18 protein-coding genes are annotated in these 16,567 nt (G+C 32.1%); 11 read left to right on the top strand and 7 right to left on the bottom strand.

All coding sequences use genetic code 11. From position 1 onward, the window contains the following. Window positions 1–8 precede the first annotated feature (8 nt). The gene (locus tag V7056_RS03405) at window positions 9–938 is read right to left on the bottom strand and encodes an aminoglycoside phosphotransferase family protein (protein WP_499699297.1); all 930 of its coding nucleotides are present in this window, start codon (window positions 936–938) and stop codon (window positions 9–11) included. 219 nt (window positions 939–1,157) lie between these two features. On the opposite strand from V7056_RS03405, the gene V7056_RS03410 reads away from it, so the two are divergent. The 9 genes from V7056_RS03410 (at window position 1,158) to V7056_RS03450 (ending at window position 8,122) form a co-directional block, all read left to right on the top strand. Beyond that, on the top strand, window positions 1,158–1,574 hold the full coding sequence (locus V7056_RS03410; RefSeq protein WP_499699299.1) for a MerR family transcriptional regulator: 417 nt from the start codon (window positions 1,158–1,160) through the stop codon (window positions 1,572–1,574). A 158-nt stretch (window positions 1,575–1,732) separates the two neighbouring features. Then, complete coding sequence (locus tag V7056_RS03415; RefSeq protein WP_499699300.1) at window positions 1,733–3,052, top strand: hemolysin family protein; 1,320 nt, start codon at window positions 1,733–1,735, stop codon at window positions 3,050–3,052. 152 nt (window positions 3,053–3,204) lie between these two features. After that, window positions 3,205–3,867 (top strand): oxidoreductase, encoded by a 663-nt coding sequence (locus V7056_RS03420; RefSeq protein ID WP_499699302.1) that lies wholly within the window; start codon window positions 3,205–3,207, stop codon window positions 3,865–3,867. Between the two features lie 325 nt (window positions 3,868–4,192). Next, on the top strand, window positions 4,193–5,059 hold the full coding sequence (locus tag V7056_RS03425) for a hemolysin family protein (protein WP_499699304.1): 867 nt from the start codon (window positions 4,193–4,195) through the stop codon (window positions 5,057–5,059). Between the two features lie 152 nt (window positions 5,060–5,211). Next, window positions 5,212–6,009 (top strand): amino acid ABC transporter substrate-binding protein, encoded by a 798-nt coding sequence (locus tag V7056_RS03430; RefSeq protein ID WP_499699330.1) that lies wholly within the window; start codon window positions 5,212–5,214, stop codon window positions 6,007–6,009. Continuing rightward, the gene (locus V7056_RS03435; protein WP_499699306.1) at window positions 5,996–6,691 is read left to right on the top strand and encodes an amino acid ABC transporter permease; all 696 of its coding nucleotides are present in this window, start codon (window positions 5,996–5,998) and stop codon (window positions 6,689–6,691) included. Before V7056_RS03430 ends, V7056_RS03435 begins: the two co-directional genes overlap by 14 nt. Window positions 6,692–6,706: 15 nt before the next feature. After that, on the top strand, window positions 6,707–7,441 hold the full coding sequence (locus V7056_RS03440) for an amino acid ABC transporter ATP-binding protein (RefSeq protein WP_499699308.1): 735 nt from the start codon (window positions 6,707–6,709) through the stop codon (window positions 7,439–7,441). Between the two features lie 148 nt (window positions 7,442–7,589). Then, on the top strand, window positions 7,590–7,793 hold the full coding sequence (locus V7056_RS03445; RefSeq protein WP_192601066.1) for an alpha/beta-type small acid-soluble spore protein: 204 nt from the start codon (window positions 7,590–7,592) through the stop codon (window positions 7,791–7,793). 77 nt (window positions 7,794–7,870) lie between these two features. After that, a complete protein-coding gene (locus V7056_RS03450) occupies window positions 7,871–8,122 on the top strand; it encodes a hypothetical protein (RefSeq protein ID WP_499699310.1) in 252 nt (83 codons plus the stop codon). Between the two features lie 48 nt (window positions 8,123–8,170). Here V7056_RS03450 and V7056_RS03455 read toward each other — a convergent pair whose 3' ends face one another. The 6 genes from V7056_RS03455 to V7056_RS03480 all read right to left on the bottom strand — a co-directional run bounded on the left by V7056_RS03455 (window position 8,171) and on the right by V7056_RS03480 (window position 15,135). Then, entirely contained in the window at window positions 8,171–9,268 is a 1,098-nt protein-coding gene (locus V7056_RS03455) for an ABC transporter ATP-binding protein (RefSeq protein WP_499699312.1), read from the bottom strand. A 131-nt stretch (window positions 9,269–9,399) separates the two neighbouring features. After that, window positions 9,400–10,323, bottom strand: coding sequence for a PucR family transcriptional regulator (locus tag V7056_RS03460; RefSeq protein WP_499699314.1), 924 nt, complete (start codon window positions 10,321–10,323; stop codon window positions 9,400–9,402). A 77-nt stretch (window positions 10,324–10,400) separates the two neighbouring features. Further along, on the bottom strand, window positions 10,401–11,585 hold the full coding sequence (locus V7056_RS03465; protein WP_499699315.1) for a YheC/YheD family endospore coat-associated protein: 1,185 nt from the start codon (window positions 11,583–11,585) through the stop codon (window positions 10,401–10,403). Then, window positions 11,582–12,937 carry a YheC/YheD family endospore coat-associated protein gene (locus V7056_RS03470; RefSeq protein ID WP_499699317.1) on the bottom strand — a complete coding sequence of 452 codons (1,356 nt, stop codon included), beginning with the start codon at window positions 12,935–12,937 and terminating at the stop codon, window positions 11,582–11,584. The genes V7056_RS03465 and V7056_RS03470 overlap by 4 nt, the downstream gene beginning before the upstream one ends. Then, entirely contained in the window at window positions 12,937–14,022 is a 1,086-nt protein-coding gene (locus tag V7056_RS03475; protein ID WP_499699319.1) for a YheC/YheD family endospore coat-associated protein, read from the bottom strand. The genes V7056_RS03470 and V7056_RS03475 overlap by 1 nt, the downstream gene beginning before the upstream one ends. An 18-nt stretch (window positions 14,023–14,040) precedes the next feature. Beyond that, window positions 14,041–15,135 (bottom strand): YheC/YheD family endospore coat-associated protein, encoded by a 1,095-nt coding sequence (locus V7056_RS03480; protein ID WP_499699321.1) that lies wholly within the window; start codon window positions 15,133–15,135, stop codon window positions 14,041–14,043. 264 nt (window positions 15,136–15,399) lie between these two features. On the opposite strand from V7056_RS03480, the gene V7056_RS03485 reads away from it, so the two are divergent. Together V7056_RS03485 and V7056_RS03490 are read left to right on the top strand one after the other, a co-directional pair. Beyond that, the gene (locus V7056_RS03485) at window positions 15,400–15,753 is read left to right on the top strand and encodes a YlbF/YmcA family competence regulator (protein ID WP_499699323.1); all 354 of its coding nucleotides are present in this window, start codon (window positions 15,400–15,402) and stop codon (window positions 15,751–15,753) included. A 295-nt stretch (window positions 15,754–16,048) separates the two neighbouring features. Beyond that, a partial coding sequence (locus V7056_RS03490) for an HAD-IIB family hydrolase (protein WP_499699325.1) occupies window positions 16,049–16,567 on the top strand: 519 nt, incomplete at its 3' end.

Consider the following 16,567-nt stretch of genomic DNA (forward strand, 5'->3'; position numbering starts at 1 on the left):
GAGTCTCCTTATAGATGATTACTCTTATTCAAATACCACGAAGGAATCATATTTTTAAAGTTTTCATGTTCCACTAAGATTCTGTATACTCGTTTCCACATTGTCTCAATTAAATGTGGTGTTGTTTTATAGCTCCAAATAATATCTGAAGGAATGATCATTGCAGCATAAAGTGTGTAATATTGCCAAAATTCATCCGGAATGTTGTCAGTGAAGTAACCGTCTATTTGCCCAATCGCAAAAGGTTTACTGATCTCACTTGTAAATAAGGCGACTTTGTGAAAATCATGATATGGATCACCCCATTCAAATCGATCAAAATCAATAACAGCTGCTAATTCACCATCGTTAAAAATGATATTTGATGGGTGGAAATCATCGTGAAGAAACCGAACTGGTCGATCTTTTAATAAATGAATGTGCTGATCAATAAAATGTAAAATATCGTTTATCTCAGGGAATATAATTGATGACTCACTTAGTAAATCTAAGTATCTATTGTGCTTAGTTAGTTTGTAATGTTCCCATGTCTGTAATGGTAAAGGATCTGAAAGTGAATGTAGTTTTTTTAATTCCTTGCCTGCTTGATAGCCTAGCTTATATTGCGTATCACTTGAATACTTATGTAAAGTTTCCTCACCATCAACTCCGTTTATACTTGATACAAATTGGATACAAATCGAATCCCCGGGTAGTTCAATAAATTGTATTGGCTTCGGCACGAGTGAGCCGATTTGATGAAAATATTCTAGATGCTCGTAAACTGATTTTGCTGTATCTAAACGCTCAAAATCATAAATCTTTAAAAATAGAATATCTCCGCTTTCTGATAGGACTTGCCACTTTTCCTCGTAAGAGAACCCTTTCGTAATTTGAGTGAACGATTTAGCTGAGCGTAACAATGGTACTTTTTGAATGATCTGATCTGTTAATCTCACATAATACACCTCCATTTCGGTTATATAGAAATCTACTAAATCATACTATAAATAATAAGTATAAAGGTTATCAGTTCTTGATTATTCTTAATACATTTACTAATAGTGCTATTATCTAACGTATATATATGATAAATGTCCATTTCCATTTTAAACTGGAACGTTTGACTGTATAGTTTCTAAACTATATAATAATATTAATCTATAATGAGGGGAGGTTTGTCAATTGGGATCGAGTATCGAATTGGTGAGTTAGCTGAAGTAGCGCAAGTTTCAAAAAGAACAATTGATTATTATACTAAACTGGGGTTATTGGAAGCAAAACGATCTGAATCAAATTATCGATATTATTCCAATGAGGCAATCGAAACCCTACGGTTTATTGAACATTGTAAACAAATGAGGATCTCTTTAGATGAGATAAAATCATTAATACAAAATAACTATAATCAAAAAAATTGTGTTTTTGAACAAATTCAATTGATTTCAAACCAAATTATTGAGTTGGAGTCTAAATTACAACAATTAGTACCTGTTATATCAGATATGGATGAAAGTGAAAAAAATGCTTTAGTTAGTACATTATCACATCATACATCTCCGCTATTACAAACACTAAAGTTTTTTGTAAAATAGAATCTTTTATCAATGATTGTTTAGTAAGGCCATGTGTCAGAGTTGAAACATGAATATTCTGACAGAATATGGTAATGTAATTAGTAGTTTCATAAATTAATAATAAAGATTGAAAATCTCAGGAGGTGAATACTCGAGTAAATTACTCGGGTTCGTCATTGGACATAGTTAACTTGTTTTTGATTGCAGTTTTAATCGCACTTACAGCATTTTTCGTTGCAGCGGAGTTTGCAATAGTAAAGGTTCGATCGAGTCGAATCGATCAACTGGTAGCTGAGAAAAAAAGGGGCGCATTAGCTGCGAAAAGGGTTACGGCGAGTTTAGATGAATATTTATCAGCTTGTCAATTAGGTATTACTGTTACGGCTTTAGGTTTAGGTTACTTAGGGGAACCAACATTTGAACATATCTTACATCCAGTTGTTCAATATCTTGGACTAAGTGGAGCAGTTGCACATTCAATTTCATTTATACTTGCATTTGCTTTAGTAACATTTGTTCACGTGGTTATTGGTGAGTTAGCTCCAAAAACTGTAGCAATCCAAAAAGCTGAAACAGTAACATTGCTTCTTTCTGCACCATTAATTCTTTTCTATAAAATAGCTTACCCATTTATTTGGGCTTTAAATGGTTCTGCAAGATTTTTTACAGGATTATTTGGAATTAAACCAGCATCTGAATCAGATGAAGTTCATACTGAGGAAGAATTGCGAATTATTTTATCTGAAAGCTTTGAAAGTGGAGAAATTAATCAAGCTGAATATAAATATTTAAATAATATTTTCGAGTTTGACAACCGACTTGCTAAAGAAATTATGGTCCCTCGTACTGAAATTATTGGATTATATGCAGAAGATCCAATTGAGGAACAAATTGAAACGATAAAGAAAGAAAAATATACGAGATATCCAGTTTTTGGTGAAGATAAAGATGAAATTATCGGTATGGTTAACGTAAAAGACTTTTTTATTCGTTATTTAGATGGAAAAGTTGATAGTTCTTACGAGTTAACAAATTATACTCGGCCTGTTATTCAAGTAATTGAAACTATCGCAATTCATGATTTATTACTTGAGATGCAAAAGAAACGTATCCCACTTGCGATTTTATATGATGAATATGGTGGAACAGCAGGTTTACTAACAATGGAAGATATACTTGAAGAAATTGTTGGTGAAATTAGAGATGAGTATGATGATGATGAAAAACCAGCAGTTCAACATATTACAGAGTCTCATAAAATTGTTGAAGGGAAAGTTTTAATATCTGAAATCAATGATCTATTTGGTCTTTATGTTGAAGAAGACGATGTAGATACAATTGGTGGATGGATTTTAACGCAAAACCATGATATTCAACAAGGTGAGTCAATCGTATTTGAAGATTATGAATTTAAAGTAGTTGAATTAGATTCAAATCAGATAAAATTAGTAGAGATAAAAAAAATAAATGAGTTTGTACAGTCAGTAAGCTCATAACAATTTCTGAAGGATTAAAGGCATCAGTCTTTAATCCTTTCTTTATTTGATTAGAATTGTAAAAATTTCTATAATGAGCTTCATAACATAACGATATTATTTTAAAGATAAAAGAAAACGATTAGTAACTAAATTAAAAATGAGGTACATATATGAAAAGAAAAGCGTTAGTCGTTGGTGCAACAGGTTTAATAGGTAAAAATGTAGTAAATCAATTGATTCAGAATGAGGCTTTTGAAAAAATTACAATTCTAGTTAGAAAAAGCAGTGGATTAAATCATGAAAATTTGGAAGAAATCATTGTAAACTTTGATCGACTAGAAGAATACGAGCAATACTTTCAAGTAAATGATGTATTTAGCTGTCTCGGTACAACGATTAAAATAGCGAAAACAAAAGAAAATTTTAGGAAAGTAGATTATGATTATTCCTTAAAAGTGGCCGAATTAGCTAGTAAGGCAAATGTGCAAAACTTGCTACTGATTAGTTCAATGGGAGCAAATAGTCATTCTAATATTTTCTATAGCAAAGTAAAAGGTGAAGTTGAAAGAGATGTAAGAGCATTTCACTTTTCAGGACTGTTTATATTTAGACCGTCCTTATTATTAGGTGAAAGAATAGAAATACGATTAGGCGAAAAAGTGGCCGAAAAAATTTCAACAATCATGCCATTTATATTTACTGGACCTTTAAAGAAATATAAACCAATTAAAGGAGAAACAGTTGCAAAAGCTATGATAAATTGTGCTTTAAGTGGCACAAAAGGTGAACTGATTATGGAATCAAATGGTATCGATAGCATTTCAAGAAAGTAATGAATTAAGAGTTATGTAAAAGAAATACATTGTGATATTATTCACAAAAAAGTAACATTTTCATTCTAAATAAACCTAATTTTTATTATAAAATAAAAACATAAGATTGATTGTTAGATCACTCCAGAATGAAATTGAAATGAATAATAATCAACTTATTATTAAATTGTTTCGTACTAAACCTCATTTTCTCCTCTTGCTGCTTTAAAGTAAGAGGAAATTTTTTGCATAATTTTTCCTCTCATGAATACATATTAATTAAATATTTGTAAAGGATTGTCGACATTTTTAAGTTTCAAAAATTCATATTAAGGGCGTGAAGTGTTTGGCAGATGCTCCCTCGGGAAAAGGAATACTGGGTTTTTTTCGCCTTTTTAAAAAGGAACATGAGAATGAAGTTGAAAGTAATATACTGGAAAATCGACAACAATCAATTCAGGAATATATCAGCCAAAAGAATGAGATAAATATGTATGAAGATGAATTATTATTAAGATCGATAACATTTAAGGAAAAAATAATTAATGACATACTCACACCCCGCACAAAAGTAGTTGCAATTGATGTGAATGAAACTGTCGACAAGGTCCGCGATATTTTTCTTAATGAGCGTTATTCAAGGATTCCAGTGTACGATCAGGATATCGATCATATTATTGGGATATTGTCAGAAAGAGAATTTTTAACGAGTTTACTTCAGGAACAAGAAGTTGAGATTAGAAAGTTAATCAGGATACCAATTTTTATTATGGAGACGATGAAAATTTCAACTGTTTTAACAATGCTTCAAAAGGAGAACGCCCATCTAGCGATTGTCGTTGATGAATTCGGGGGAACATCAGGAATTGTCACATTAGAGGATATTTTAGAGGAATTAGTTGGGGAAATTAGAGATGAGTTTGATGAGCTCGAAAATAATGAGTTTATTCAGGTTAACGAAAATGAATATCAATTCCAGGCTTCTATGTCTTTATCTAATTTTTTCCATATTTTAAAAATGAAAATGCCAAAGAGCCGGTATTTAACGCTTGGTGGCTGGATCTTTGAATGCTTTAAACATGTTCCAAGTATAGGGGAATCACTACAATATAAAAACTTAACTTTCATCATAAATGAAATTCAAAATAGAAGAATTCAGAGTGTAATTGTTAAAATTAGTAAGCAAAATTTACAAAGTAAACTCGGTTCTTAGGAGCCGAGTTTTTTTGTTTAAAAAAGATAGAATTAAAAAGCTGAAAATAAAAATAATAATTTTATAGTAGTTTTTTGTTGTAATTTATCAATACATGAAATATATTTAAAACAAATAATTCCGATAAGGTTAAGGGAGATTAGAGAATGAATATTAAGAAAATTGGTTTAGCATTAGGGTCATTAGTTTTAGCAGCAGGCTTTATGGCAGGTTGCAATGCAAATAAAGAAGGCGATTCGGCAAAAGGAAAAGATTTATTAACACAAGTTAAAGATAGTGGAGAATTAAAAATTGGAACTGAAGGTACATATGCACCTTTCACATTCCACGATAAAGATGGAAAATTAACTGGTTTTGATGTTGATATTGCAAATGAAGTTGCTAAACGTTTAGGCGTTAAAGCAAAATACTCAGAAACACAATGGGATGCAATGTTTGCAGGTTTAGATGCAAAACGTTTTGATATGATTGCTAATGAAGTGGGTATCAAACCAGAACGTGAGAAAGATTATTATTTCTCACAACCATATATTACTTCATCGGCAGCGTTAGTTGTAAAAAGTGATAGCAACATAAAAGCATTGGAAGAAATTCAAGGGAAAACTGCAGCACAATCATTAACAAGTAACTATGGTGATATCGCTAAAAATTATGGTGCTAAATTAATCGGAGTTGAAGGTTTCAGTCAAGCAATCCAATTAATTGAAACTGGCCGTGCTGATGTGACTGTTAACGATAAATTATCAATTCAAAATTACCTAAATGAAACTGGCGACACGAAAGTGAAAATCGCTGCATTAGAAGATGATGCGTCTGATAGTGGATTAATGTTCCGCAAAGATGACGATTCTTTAGTAAAAGCAGTTGATAAAGCGTTAGATGAAATGAAAGAAGACGGAACGTATGATGAGATCGTAACAAAATGGTTTGGTAAAGATGGTACTAAGTAGTATATTACAACAAGACTGGAGTAACTCAATAACCATTGTGAAGGAATCTTTCCTTCCAATGGTTAAAACTGCTTTAACAGGAACTATTCCATTAACGATTATTACTTTTATCGTTGGTTTAGTATTGGCCTTTATTACTGCGCTTTTCCGTCTATCGGGTAATAAATTCTTAAATGCTATTGCAAGAGTGTACGTTTCAATCATTAGAGGAACACCATTACTAGTTCAATTATTTATTATTTTTTATGGTCTGCCATCGATTGGATTAACAATATCACCATATATTTCAGCTATTATCGGTTTTTCATTAAGCGTTGGTGCGTATGCATCTGAAATTATACGTGGTTCGATTCAATCTATTGATAAAGGCCAATGGGAAGCTGCTTCTTCAATTGGTATGACATATAATCAAACATTAAAAAGAATTATCATTCCTCAAGCTGCTAGAGTGTCATTACCACCGTTATCAAATACTTTTATTAGTTTAGTGAAAGACACTTCATTAGCCTCATTAATTTTAGTTACTGAAATGTTTCGTACTGCCCAAGAAATTGCAGCAGTTAACTTTAAATTTTTATTAATATATACTGAAGCTGGATTTATATATTGGATTATTTGCTTCTTCCTATCAATCATCCAAGGACGATTAGAAGCACGTGTTGAACGATATGTTGCAAAATAGTGGGGGAAGAGAGATATGATTAAGTTAGAAAATATTCAAAAAAGTTTTGGTGAATTAGAAGTATTAAAAGATGTTAGTTTAAATGTTCAGAAAGGGACTGTAACCGCAATTATCGGTCCATCTGGTTCAGGAAAAACGACATTTTTAAGATGTATAAATGTACTAGAGCAACCGAATAACGGTAAAATCACAATAGATGATCAAACAATTGATTTTTCAAATAAAGTGTCTAAAAAAGAAATTATTTCATTAAGAAGTAAAACAGGAATGGTTTTTCAACAACATCATCTGTTCCCACATTTAACTGCACTTGAAAATGTGATGGAAGGTTTAGTTACAGTACAAAAAGTTAAAAAAGAAGTTGCGAAGAAAAAAGCAACTGACTTACTGATTAAAGTAGGACTAGAAGATAAAATCAACTTACTGCCTCATCAACTATCTGGCGGTCAGCAACAACGTGTAGGTATTGCAAGAGCATTAGCACTTGAACCGACTGTCATTTTATTTGATGAACCAACCTCTGCATTAGATCCAGAACTTGTACAGGAAGTTTTAAAGGTGATGAAGGAATTAGCAGAAGAAGGCATGACGATGATAGTAGTAACGCATGAAATGAGATTTGCTCGAGACGTTGCAGATGAAGTCATCTTTATGGATGGTGGCTATATTGTTGAACAAGGTCATCCAAGTGAAGTATTAGAAAAGCCAAAACAAGATCGTACAAAGCAATTTTTACGTTTAATACAATAATTTGAAAGTACTAGAGCAAGATCTAGTGCTTTTTTTTTGCTTATTTTCATTTACATTCATTTTCCAAAATTTACATTGTCTTTAAATACATATGAAATCGGTTTAGAGTCATACTATCATTACACTTACTTAAGGAGGTGAGATACAGATGGCTAACAACAACAGTAGCAACCAATTAGTAGTAGCTGGAGCTCAACAAGCTTTAGACTCAATGAAGTATGAAATCGCTTCTGAATTTGGTGTAAACTTAGGACCAGATGCAACAGCACGTGCTAACGGTTCTGTAGGTGGAGAGATCACTAAACGCTTAGTTCAAATGGCTGAACAAAGCTTAGGTGGATATTCAAAATAATAATTATGGATATAGGGATGGAGATTCTTCTCCATCCTTTCTTAATGAAAAGAGTTATACATAGTGGAGGTATGATGATGGAAGGTATATGCCCGCTTTGTAATGGTATTGAACATTTAAAAGTAATTTGTCCAATTTGCGAAAATCAGTGTGATGATAAGGGAAGAGCTATTGATTATGAAGATAAATACAGTCCATATATGGACTATGATATCTCAGCAAAATCTGATGGATTAACAACAGAAAATTCAAATCAATATTGTACTCATATGTTTAATTGTCCAGATTGTAATGAGGGCTTCTTAAAAATAATCAATAAAATAAAATGACGCAGTACCAATATAAATGGTACTGCGTTTATTTGTATTAACTAATTATTATCGAATACGTGATTCAGTTTCTTTATCGAAGAAATGTACTTTATTCATATCAATTGCTAACTTGATGATTTGACCATGTGTAAAGCTAGAACGAGCATCTAGTCTTGCTACTAATTGATGGCCTTCAAAGTTAGTGTAAAGCATTGATTCTGCACCTAAAAGCTCTGCAACTTCAATTTCTAAATCAAGAATTGTACCTTGAGAAGCTTCTAAGAAAACTGGTTCGTCATGTAAGTCCTCTGGACGAACACCAAGAATAAGTTCTTTTCCGATATAGCCATTATCTCTTAACGTTTTCATTTTACCTTCAGGAACAGCAATTCTCTTGCTACCTAAGTTAAAGTATCCATCTTCTAATTTTCCGTTTGCAAAGTTCATTGCAGGTGATCCAATGAATCCACCAACGAAAACATTTTCTGGCTTGTCATATACTTCTTTAGGCGTACCAACTTGTTGGATGATACCATCTTTCATAACAACTAGTCTTGTTGCCATTGTCATTGCTTCCGTTTGGTCATGTGTTACATAGATTGTTGTTGTTTGAAGACGGTGATGTAATTTAGAAATCTCAGAACGCATTGCTACACGTAGTTTTGCATCTAAGTTAGATAATGGCTCATCCATTAAGAATACTTTTGCATCACGTACAATTGCACGTCCTAAAGCAACACGCTGACGTTGTCCACCAGATAAAGCTTTCGGTTTTCGATCTAAGTATTGTTCTAGACCTAAAATACGAGCTGCATCTTTCACGCGGCGGTCGATTTCAGCTTTATCAAATTTACGTAATTTTAAACCAAATGCCATATTATCATATACAGTCATATGTGGGTAAAGTGCATAGTTTTGGAATACCATCGCGATGTCACGATCTTTTGGTTGAACATCGTTTACACGCTTTCCATCAATATAAAAATCACCTTTAGAAATATCTTCTAAACCAGCGATCATACGAAGTGTAGTAGACTTACCACAACCTGATGGTCCTACAAAAACAATAAATTCTTTATCTTGAATGTGAAGATTAAAGTCTTCAACTGCTGTTACGTTATTATCATAAATTTTGAAAATATGATCTAATTTTAATTCTGCCATGATTCGTTTCCTCCTAATTGTGAAATCGGTTTCATTAACTAGATTGTACAGATTAAAATGTTTTCTAACAATAGTAAACGTTTACAAAAAATACAAGCCTCATTTGTACATATTGCACAAAGAGGCTTGTATTAAGACATTTCACGTAATTCAAGTAATTGAATCGCCAAAAAAATAACTAATCCATCTTCGAAATGCTTTAAATCAATACCTGTTTGTTCGGAAAATTTATCTAGTCTGTATTGAACTGTATTTCGATGAAGAAATGCTTTTTTTGCTGTTGCTGTTACATTCATATTATGTTGAAGATAAATTTTAACAGTTGAAAGAGTTTGATCATTTAAAGTCATATCATTTAACAAAATATTAGGAAGTACGTTTCTTAAATCTTCTGGAATGAAAGACATAAAATAATGAAGCATTTCTTTTGAAAACCAAAGGACACTTTTATGTTTTTTTAACTTTAGTGCCTTCCTAAAACATTGTTGTTCTATCTCGAATGACTGTTGCAATTCAGATAGAGGAGCATAACATTTCCCTACCAAAAAAGTAACATCGTGATATAAGTCGGCTGCAATTGTTTCTTGCATATGTTCAAGATAGGATTGCATGATTGGCTGATCGTTTATTTTTTCTATTATGACACCTTCTCTGGCAGAAGACCAAATGATGATGATCTCTTTATGGAAAAATGCCAGAATTGCTTCTTCAAATTCTGCTTTATTCGAGAAAAATTGTTTGCTATTAAAATGGATAAAACGTACGGAACTAGGCAATTTGGCTTCATTTTCATCAGCAAATGGATTTTTTGGGTTATCATTAAATAAGTAGTCAAACCATCCATTATTGATTGTCGGTATGAAGAGAGCTTCTGAATCTAATGCCGTAAATATTCCAGATAATAGCTTTCTCTGTTCATCTTGAATACTTTCGTTTTTTATTCCAAATAATTCTTGGTGATCTGTGAGAAACCAAGTGTAATCTAAGTATGTGTTTTCATCAGGTATAACAGATACAGAATTCGTGCCAAATAAATTAATTATTTTTTCAATCATATTTATGTACCTTTCCACATTCTTTCATTACATTTTATCATTGTTAATGAGAATAAAAAAGGAACCATAGAACGTTACTATGGTTCGAAGTTTGAAAGTTCATAAAATAGATGTATTAAATTTTCCAAGCCTTTTTCTTTTATTTCAACCTCATCAAACACCATGGGTTTCGAATTGATTTCAAAAATATAATAATGACCTTGCTGCAGTCCAATATCCATAGAGAATTCATAGAAATGACCTTGACGTTTATTTAACGCTTCTCCAGTGAGTTGAACAATCTTTTGAAGTAGTTGTTCATTTAATTGAATGGGAAGCTCCTGAAGGGGAATAATGGTTCCACCTCTAGGGACGTGGGTAGTAATTCCACCAGGTGTGCCAACTCTTACTCCAATTCCAGAAATGATAAATTGTTTGTCTTTTTTATGAACTAGGACTCTTAAATCAAATTTCCTTCCATCAGGCAATTTGCTATCAATCCCTTGCTGACAAATATATGGCTCACTTAATGAGGTTAGAAATTTCCAACATTCTTTTATCTCTTTTATTAGTTCAACATGAAAAGCATTTCTGATACTTACTGTATGATCTTTTAATAATGAAATTTTGAATACGCCCAATCCTTTTGCGGAATGGTGTTTTTTAATGTAGATACAATTCCATTTTTTTAAGTAAATGCGTAGGTCTTCTTCAGATTTTAAATCAATCGTTTCAGGGATGTATTTTGATAAAAACTTATCAGATGAGAGGAGTGACATTGTTCCGATTTTAGATAAATAGGATTCATTGAAAAAAGGAATATTTAGCTCTGATAATTGTTTGCGAAAATGTTTGTATTTTTCATTGGATTCATATAGAACGGTTGGTATTCTATTATAAATGACATCTGGCAAAGGTGAAAATAATTCAAGCCATTTTTTTGTTTGAAAACAAAATGTATAGCATTTAAGGGAGGCCCCAGAAAATGCAGATGGTGTAAAGATAACTGGGATGCCACCTTCGAACATGATTTTTTTGCAAATTCTTTTAAAGGTTTTTATATTGCCACTAAATGGGAAACGATCATCATTAGTTAAAATACCAATAATTGGGCCAAAGTGTTCCTGATTGTTTTTTACTTGAAATGTTATGGTGCTTTTGCCTTGATCTTGAATTGAAAAATGGTTAATTGGTAAGCGATTATGACCGAGCGTAACTTTTGGGCGATCAATGTCATTATGGGACCATGTATTTGATTCAAGATGATAAAAAACGGAAGTCATTTTACCATAACCTTGGAATTTGTGCTTTGCTTAGACAGATGCGTAGCATATTCTAAAAATAACCTTTTAATCGTTTTGTCCTGTTCTTTGAAATGTGGATTCGTAAAGATTGAACGCCCAGGTTTAGAGTTCGCTTCAAATAACCACACTGTTTCGTTTTTATCGACACCTAAATCAAACCCAATTTCTCCTATATGGCCTTCTAATTGTTTGTCTAACACTTCGCTTATTGTAAGTGCAGCTAAAGATAATTTATCATGTATTCTTTTTGCTTTATCGCTTTCAAATATTTCATCAAGTGTTTTAACACGACCGCCATTATTTAAATGCGTTGTTGTACTACCTTTACCAGCTACCTTTGCAGCTATGACTGTTACGTGCCACTTACCATTGGCATCCTTATTTGTATGAACTCGGAAATCAACGGGCTGATGTTCATATCGAATTAAAGAAATACCTTGTTGGACGATAAAGTCATGTAGTTTCGTTTTTCTAAATACTCGATTAATCAATACATTTAGAGATGAAAATTTTTGAAGTTTATTTACTCCATCTTCTCGATAACGACAATAATAAATTTCTTCTTCACGGTGGTAACGAATGACAATAACCTTTGAACCTAAACTACCATTTTCTGGCTTTATATAGACGAATTGATGCTGAGAGAGTAATTGTTCAATTGTATCTAAATTATGAAACTTTTCTGTTACAGGGAGATAATGTTTCACTGATATTTCGTTTTTCAACTTAACATACAAATCCCACTTGTTGAAAAACCCGGGATTAAACCAAGGAATTTTATACTCAGTCTCAAGTCGATTTCGAACTTTCTTAATTAATTTATGTTCTTCAATTTTTCGATTTGGTAGACGATTGTAAATAACAGTTGGAAATGGGACAACTTCTTTAACCCATCTTTTTTCTGTAAAAAAATAGCCTTGAATTGTTTCAGTTTCCCAATCAATTCCATGCATTCCAAATATAAAAATAAAGCTGTTTTGCAGATTATTTTCAGCCATTAAATTTGCGAACATAAAACTCCGATCACCAATCGGTCGAAGTAGTGATTCAGTAAAGCCAGCTGTAAAAATCCCAATTAAAGGGCCTAATTGAAGTGTATCTCCAATAATAATTGGTTCAATATTGCCCTCAAATGGAATACATAACATTTCTTTTAACTGTTCAGAGATTGAAATGACATCATGAAGTGTATTCATCGTGACGAGTTGACAAGGGTACTTTTTTTGACCAAATGCAATATATTCAATATTTCTAGTAGAAGTTAATGCTTCGGGGACACAGACTAAGTCTTTACTCTGTCGATGTGTAACGATTTTTACAACATCATTCATTATTTGATTTCACTTCTTTCATTTTTAGATTTAGATTGTAGATGAAGACAATATTGTATTGGTGCTGAATAAAGTTTATGTTGAATAGAAGGATCGGATTGAAGTAATACTTTTCTCCCGGGTTTCGAATTTACATCTAAAATCCATACTGCTTGATTGGAATCAATTCCTAAATCTAATCCAATTTCAAATAGAGGAAGGAAGTTTTTCTCTAGTACAAGCGGTAATTGATTACAGATTGTTTCAATATCCTCCTGCAGTATTAATGCAGTTCTTTGGTTGAATTGTTTAATCCACTCATCAAATGGTTGAACATTACTTCCTGCACTCAAATTGGAAATAATTGAATTAGGCTGACCGACTCTAATTCCTTTTCCCGCGGTATCCCATTTGCCTTTTTCATTCTTTTGTAATAGTATTCGTAAGTCAAAAGCTTCATGTGATTTCGTTTTTAAATCCAAATAACTTTGGTAAACATAACCTTTAGATTCAACGATTGGTTGTAACCATTCAAAAAATTCATCTCGAGTTTCATATACAGTCTCAATCACTTCTTTTTGCTTTTGAGTTGATACGCTAATCGAATAGGCATTTAAAGTCACAAAGTATATATTAATTCCTCTAGAACCATGAATTGGTTTAATCACTAATCTTCGAGATTTTCTTAACTCTTCAAAAAATACAGCTAGGTGTAACAATTTTTTCGTTTTAGGAATGTAAGGACTTAAGCTTTCATCAGTAGAAATGGCTTGATAAGTTTCCCACTTTCCAGGAAGACCGTACCCTAAAAATGTAATATCTTTACGTTTCTTTAACCAATCTACAATTGGTTTTGCTTGCTTACTTTTCACATTTGGCGAATAAAAACAACGATCGTAAATAAAATTAGGAATTTCAAAAGATGTTTTTTCCCATTGTTCAGTTTCAGGGATGTACTTCCAACCAACAATATCTTCAGTGGAAGGTTGGATGCTAAATGGTGTAAATTGTACGAATTCATATCCAAGTTTACTTGCTTCCTTTGCCATATACTGAACGTATTCACCTTCTTGCCTTTCTTTCAGAGATAAATATCCAATTCTCATCTTCTTCACTCCTTGTACTTATAAATATGATTGAACAAGCGAAAAAATAGCTTTTGTTGAAGGTCTTATTTTATGAAGTGGATCTACTATCTGTAAGTCCTTTGAAGGCTTAGAATTTAGTTCAATTACCCATGGATTAAATTGATCATCTATAGCAAGATCCACCCCAAATTCAGCAAATAATCCATCAAAGGATATATCTATGCATTTACAACATTCTATTGCTAACTCAGTAAGTAATTTTTTAAAGTGAATTCTCTCTTTTTTTGGCAAGTATTGACTTAGAAACTCATCTATTTTTTCAAGATCACCACCACGAGCTAAATTGCTAACGAACTGTGTTGGATGGCCTAATCTTGCAATGGTAGAGGTTACTTCCCATTTGTTAAATTTATTTTTATGGCAAAGAAAGCGAAAATCAACGAGTCGATGATCTTTCATAATTAATGGCAAGCCTTCTTGAATGATATAAGTTCTTCTTTTTAATTGCGGTTTAATTACTTGAAATAGTTGATGGATCGTTTCAAATTGTTTTTCCTCATCTGCATTTTGACTATTTTGCAATCGATAATGTTCTTTTTCTTTTGTTACCTTAAAAATATGCCGCCCTTGGCTACCATGGATTGGCTTAATAAAAACGTTCTGATATTTTTGTAAAAAGGTGTTTAATTGATCTTCAGAAATACATTCTTCTGAATATGGAACATAGGGTTTTAAATATGGTGATTCGATAAATGACTTAAAAACTTCAAGTTTATTTAAAAATCGTGCGTTAAAGAATGGAATATTTTGATTTGATAAAGCTGAGCTCAATTGCTTAAACTCTTTAGTGCGTTCTAATTTTCTCGAATGGATTCTGTTGTGAATAATTGAAGGGGAATTTACTTCTGTTAAAAACCAGCCATTTTCACTTCGCTTATATCCAACTAACTCATTGCTAATAAGCTTTTGAAACGTAGTAACATAGAAATTCATTTCATGCTCTTCGCATAAGTCAGTTAACTCTTCACAAAGGCTCGTGATGGTGCCAAGAGGTTGTATGGATTTTTCATTTACAGTATCTGTTACGATCACAAACGATTGTGGTATTGAATGTTTAGGAAAAGATTGCAATGATTCTCCTCCTTTCCAAAATTATTATCGTTGTATCATATGTGATATCCGCCTAGTTGGTGAATGTTTTTCTTACATGAATGTATTGAATTCTTTATGTAAAACAAGTCCATAAAATGAATATTTAATAGAAGCTTTTATTTAAGAGCGACAATAAATATGAAGTTACTAAGAAAAGAATAAATAGTTTTATACCTGAAAAACTGACATATAATAGAATGTTTGCTATAGTGTTAGATACAAAGTAATTAGGAGGTTAGAAATATGACAGTAAACATTCATGATATTGCATATTCACTACAAAATGCGCTAAATGAGCACCCAGATTTGAAAAACCTACAATCTTTATATTCACAAATATTAGCTGATCCAAGTGCTAAGCCTTTATTTTCCGAGTTTCAAAACTTTCAAATGACAATGCAGCAAAAAATGATGCAAGGTGCACAAATTTCTCCAGAAGAAAGTGCACAAGCTCAAGCGCTTATGGCAAAGGTTTCACAAAATCCTTTAATATCAAATTTAATGCAAGCTGAACAAAGAATGAATTTAGTTATTCAAGATTTAAATAAAATTATTATGAAACCATTAGAAGATTTATACAGTAGTTTAAATAAATAATGTTAGACTGCTTGCCAAACGCTCGCTTTCTTCGTTACTTCGTCTTCTTGAGGGGCTAAATTACCATCAAAGGTAACTCAGTTACTCATCCGTCTTAACACCTCGAAAGACAAGCGTTTTCAATCAGTCTGAATCGCTAGTTTATGTACTTTGTCTACAAACTGAAGACTCCAAGAAATTGGAGTCTTTTTTTGATGTTAAATGGAAATAATAACAAACTACTATGTGTTCTATTTAATGCAAGCATGTCATATCTTTGAATATCGGTATTCTTGGTGAAATGGGGGAGAACTTAATGATTTATAAGTTACTTGCGATTAATATAGATGGGACGTTATTACAATCAAATGGAAAGCTCACTAAAGAAACTAAGGAAGCAGTCGAATATGTTCAAGACAAAGGTATATATGTGACATTATTTACAAGCAGAAATTTCCAAGCAACAAAAAAAATAGCTAAAGCTTTGAAAATTCCTTCCTTATTAGTCTCTCACTCTGGTGCATTTATTTCTTCTAAGCTTGACGAACCATTCTTTGAAAAGAGAATTGAAGAGGAAGAAGCTTATGATATCGTTAAGAAATTAGAAAAATATGATTGTAATATACGTTTGTCTCACGAACATTTTTCGATCGGAAATAGAAAAAAATTGCAATCTAATTTAGTAGCTAAAGCGGTTTTAAATAACGCAGACCCTGTTTTTTATCCAATCCAATTCGTAGAATCTCTCTCAGATAGTATCCTAGAGAATTCAATTTCTCCATTGAAAATAGAATGTCATTTTTCAGATGAAGTAGAAAAAAATAAAGTTAAAAAA

The sequence above is a fragment of the Bacillus sp. JJ664 genome, assembly GCF_036962205.1.
GTDB lineage: Bacteria > Bacillota > Bacilli > Bacillales > Bacillaceae_G > Gottfriedia.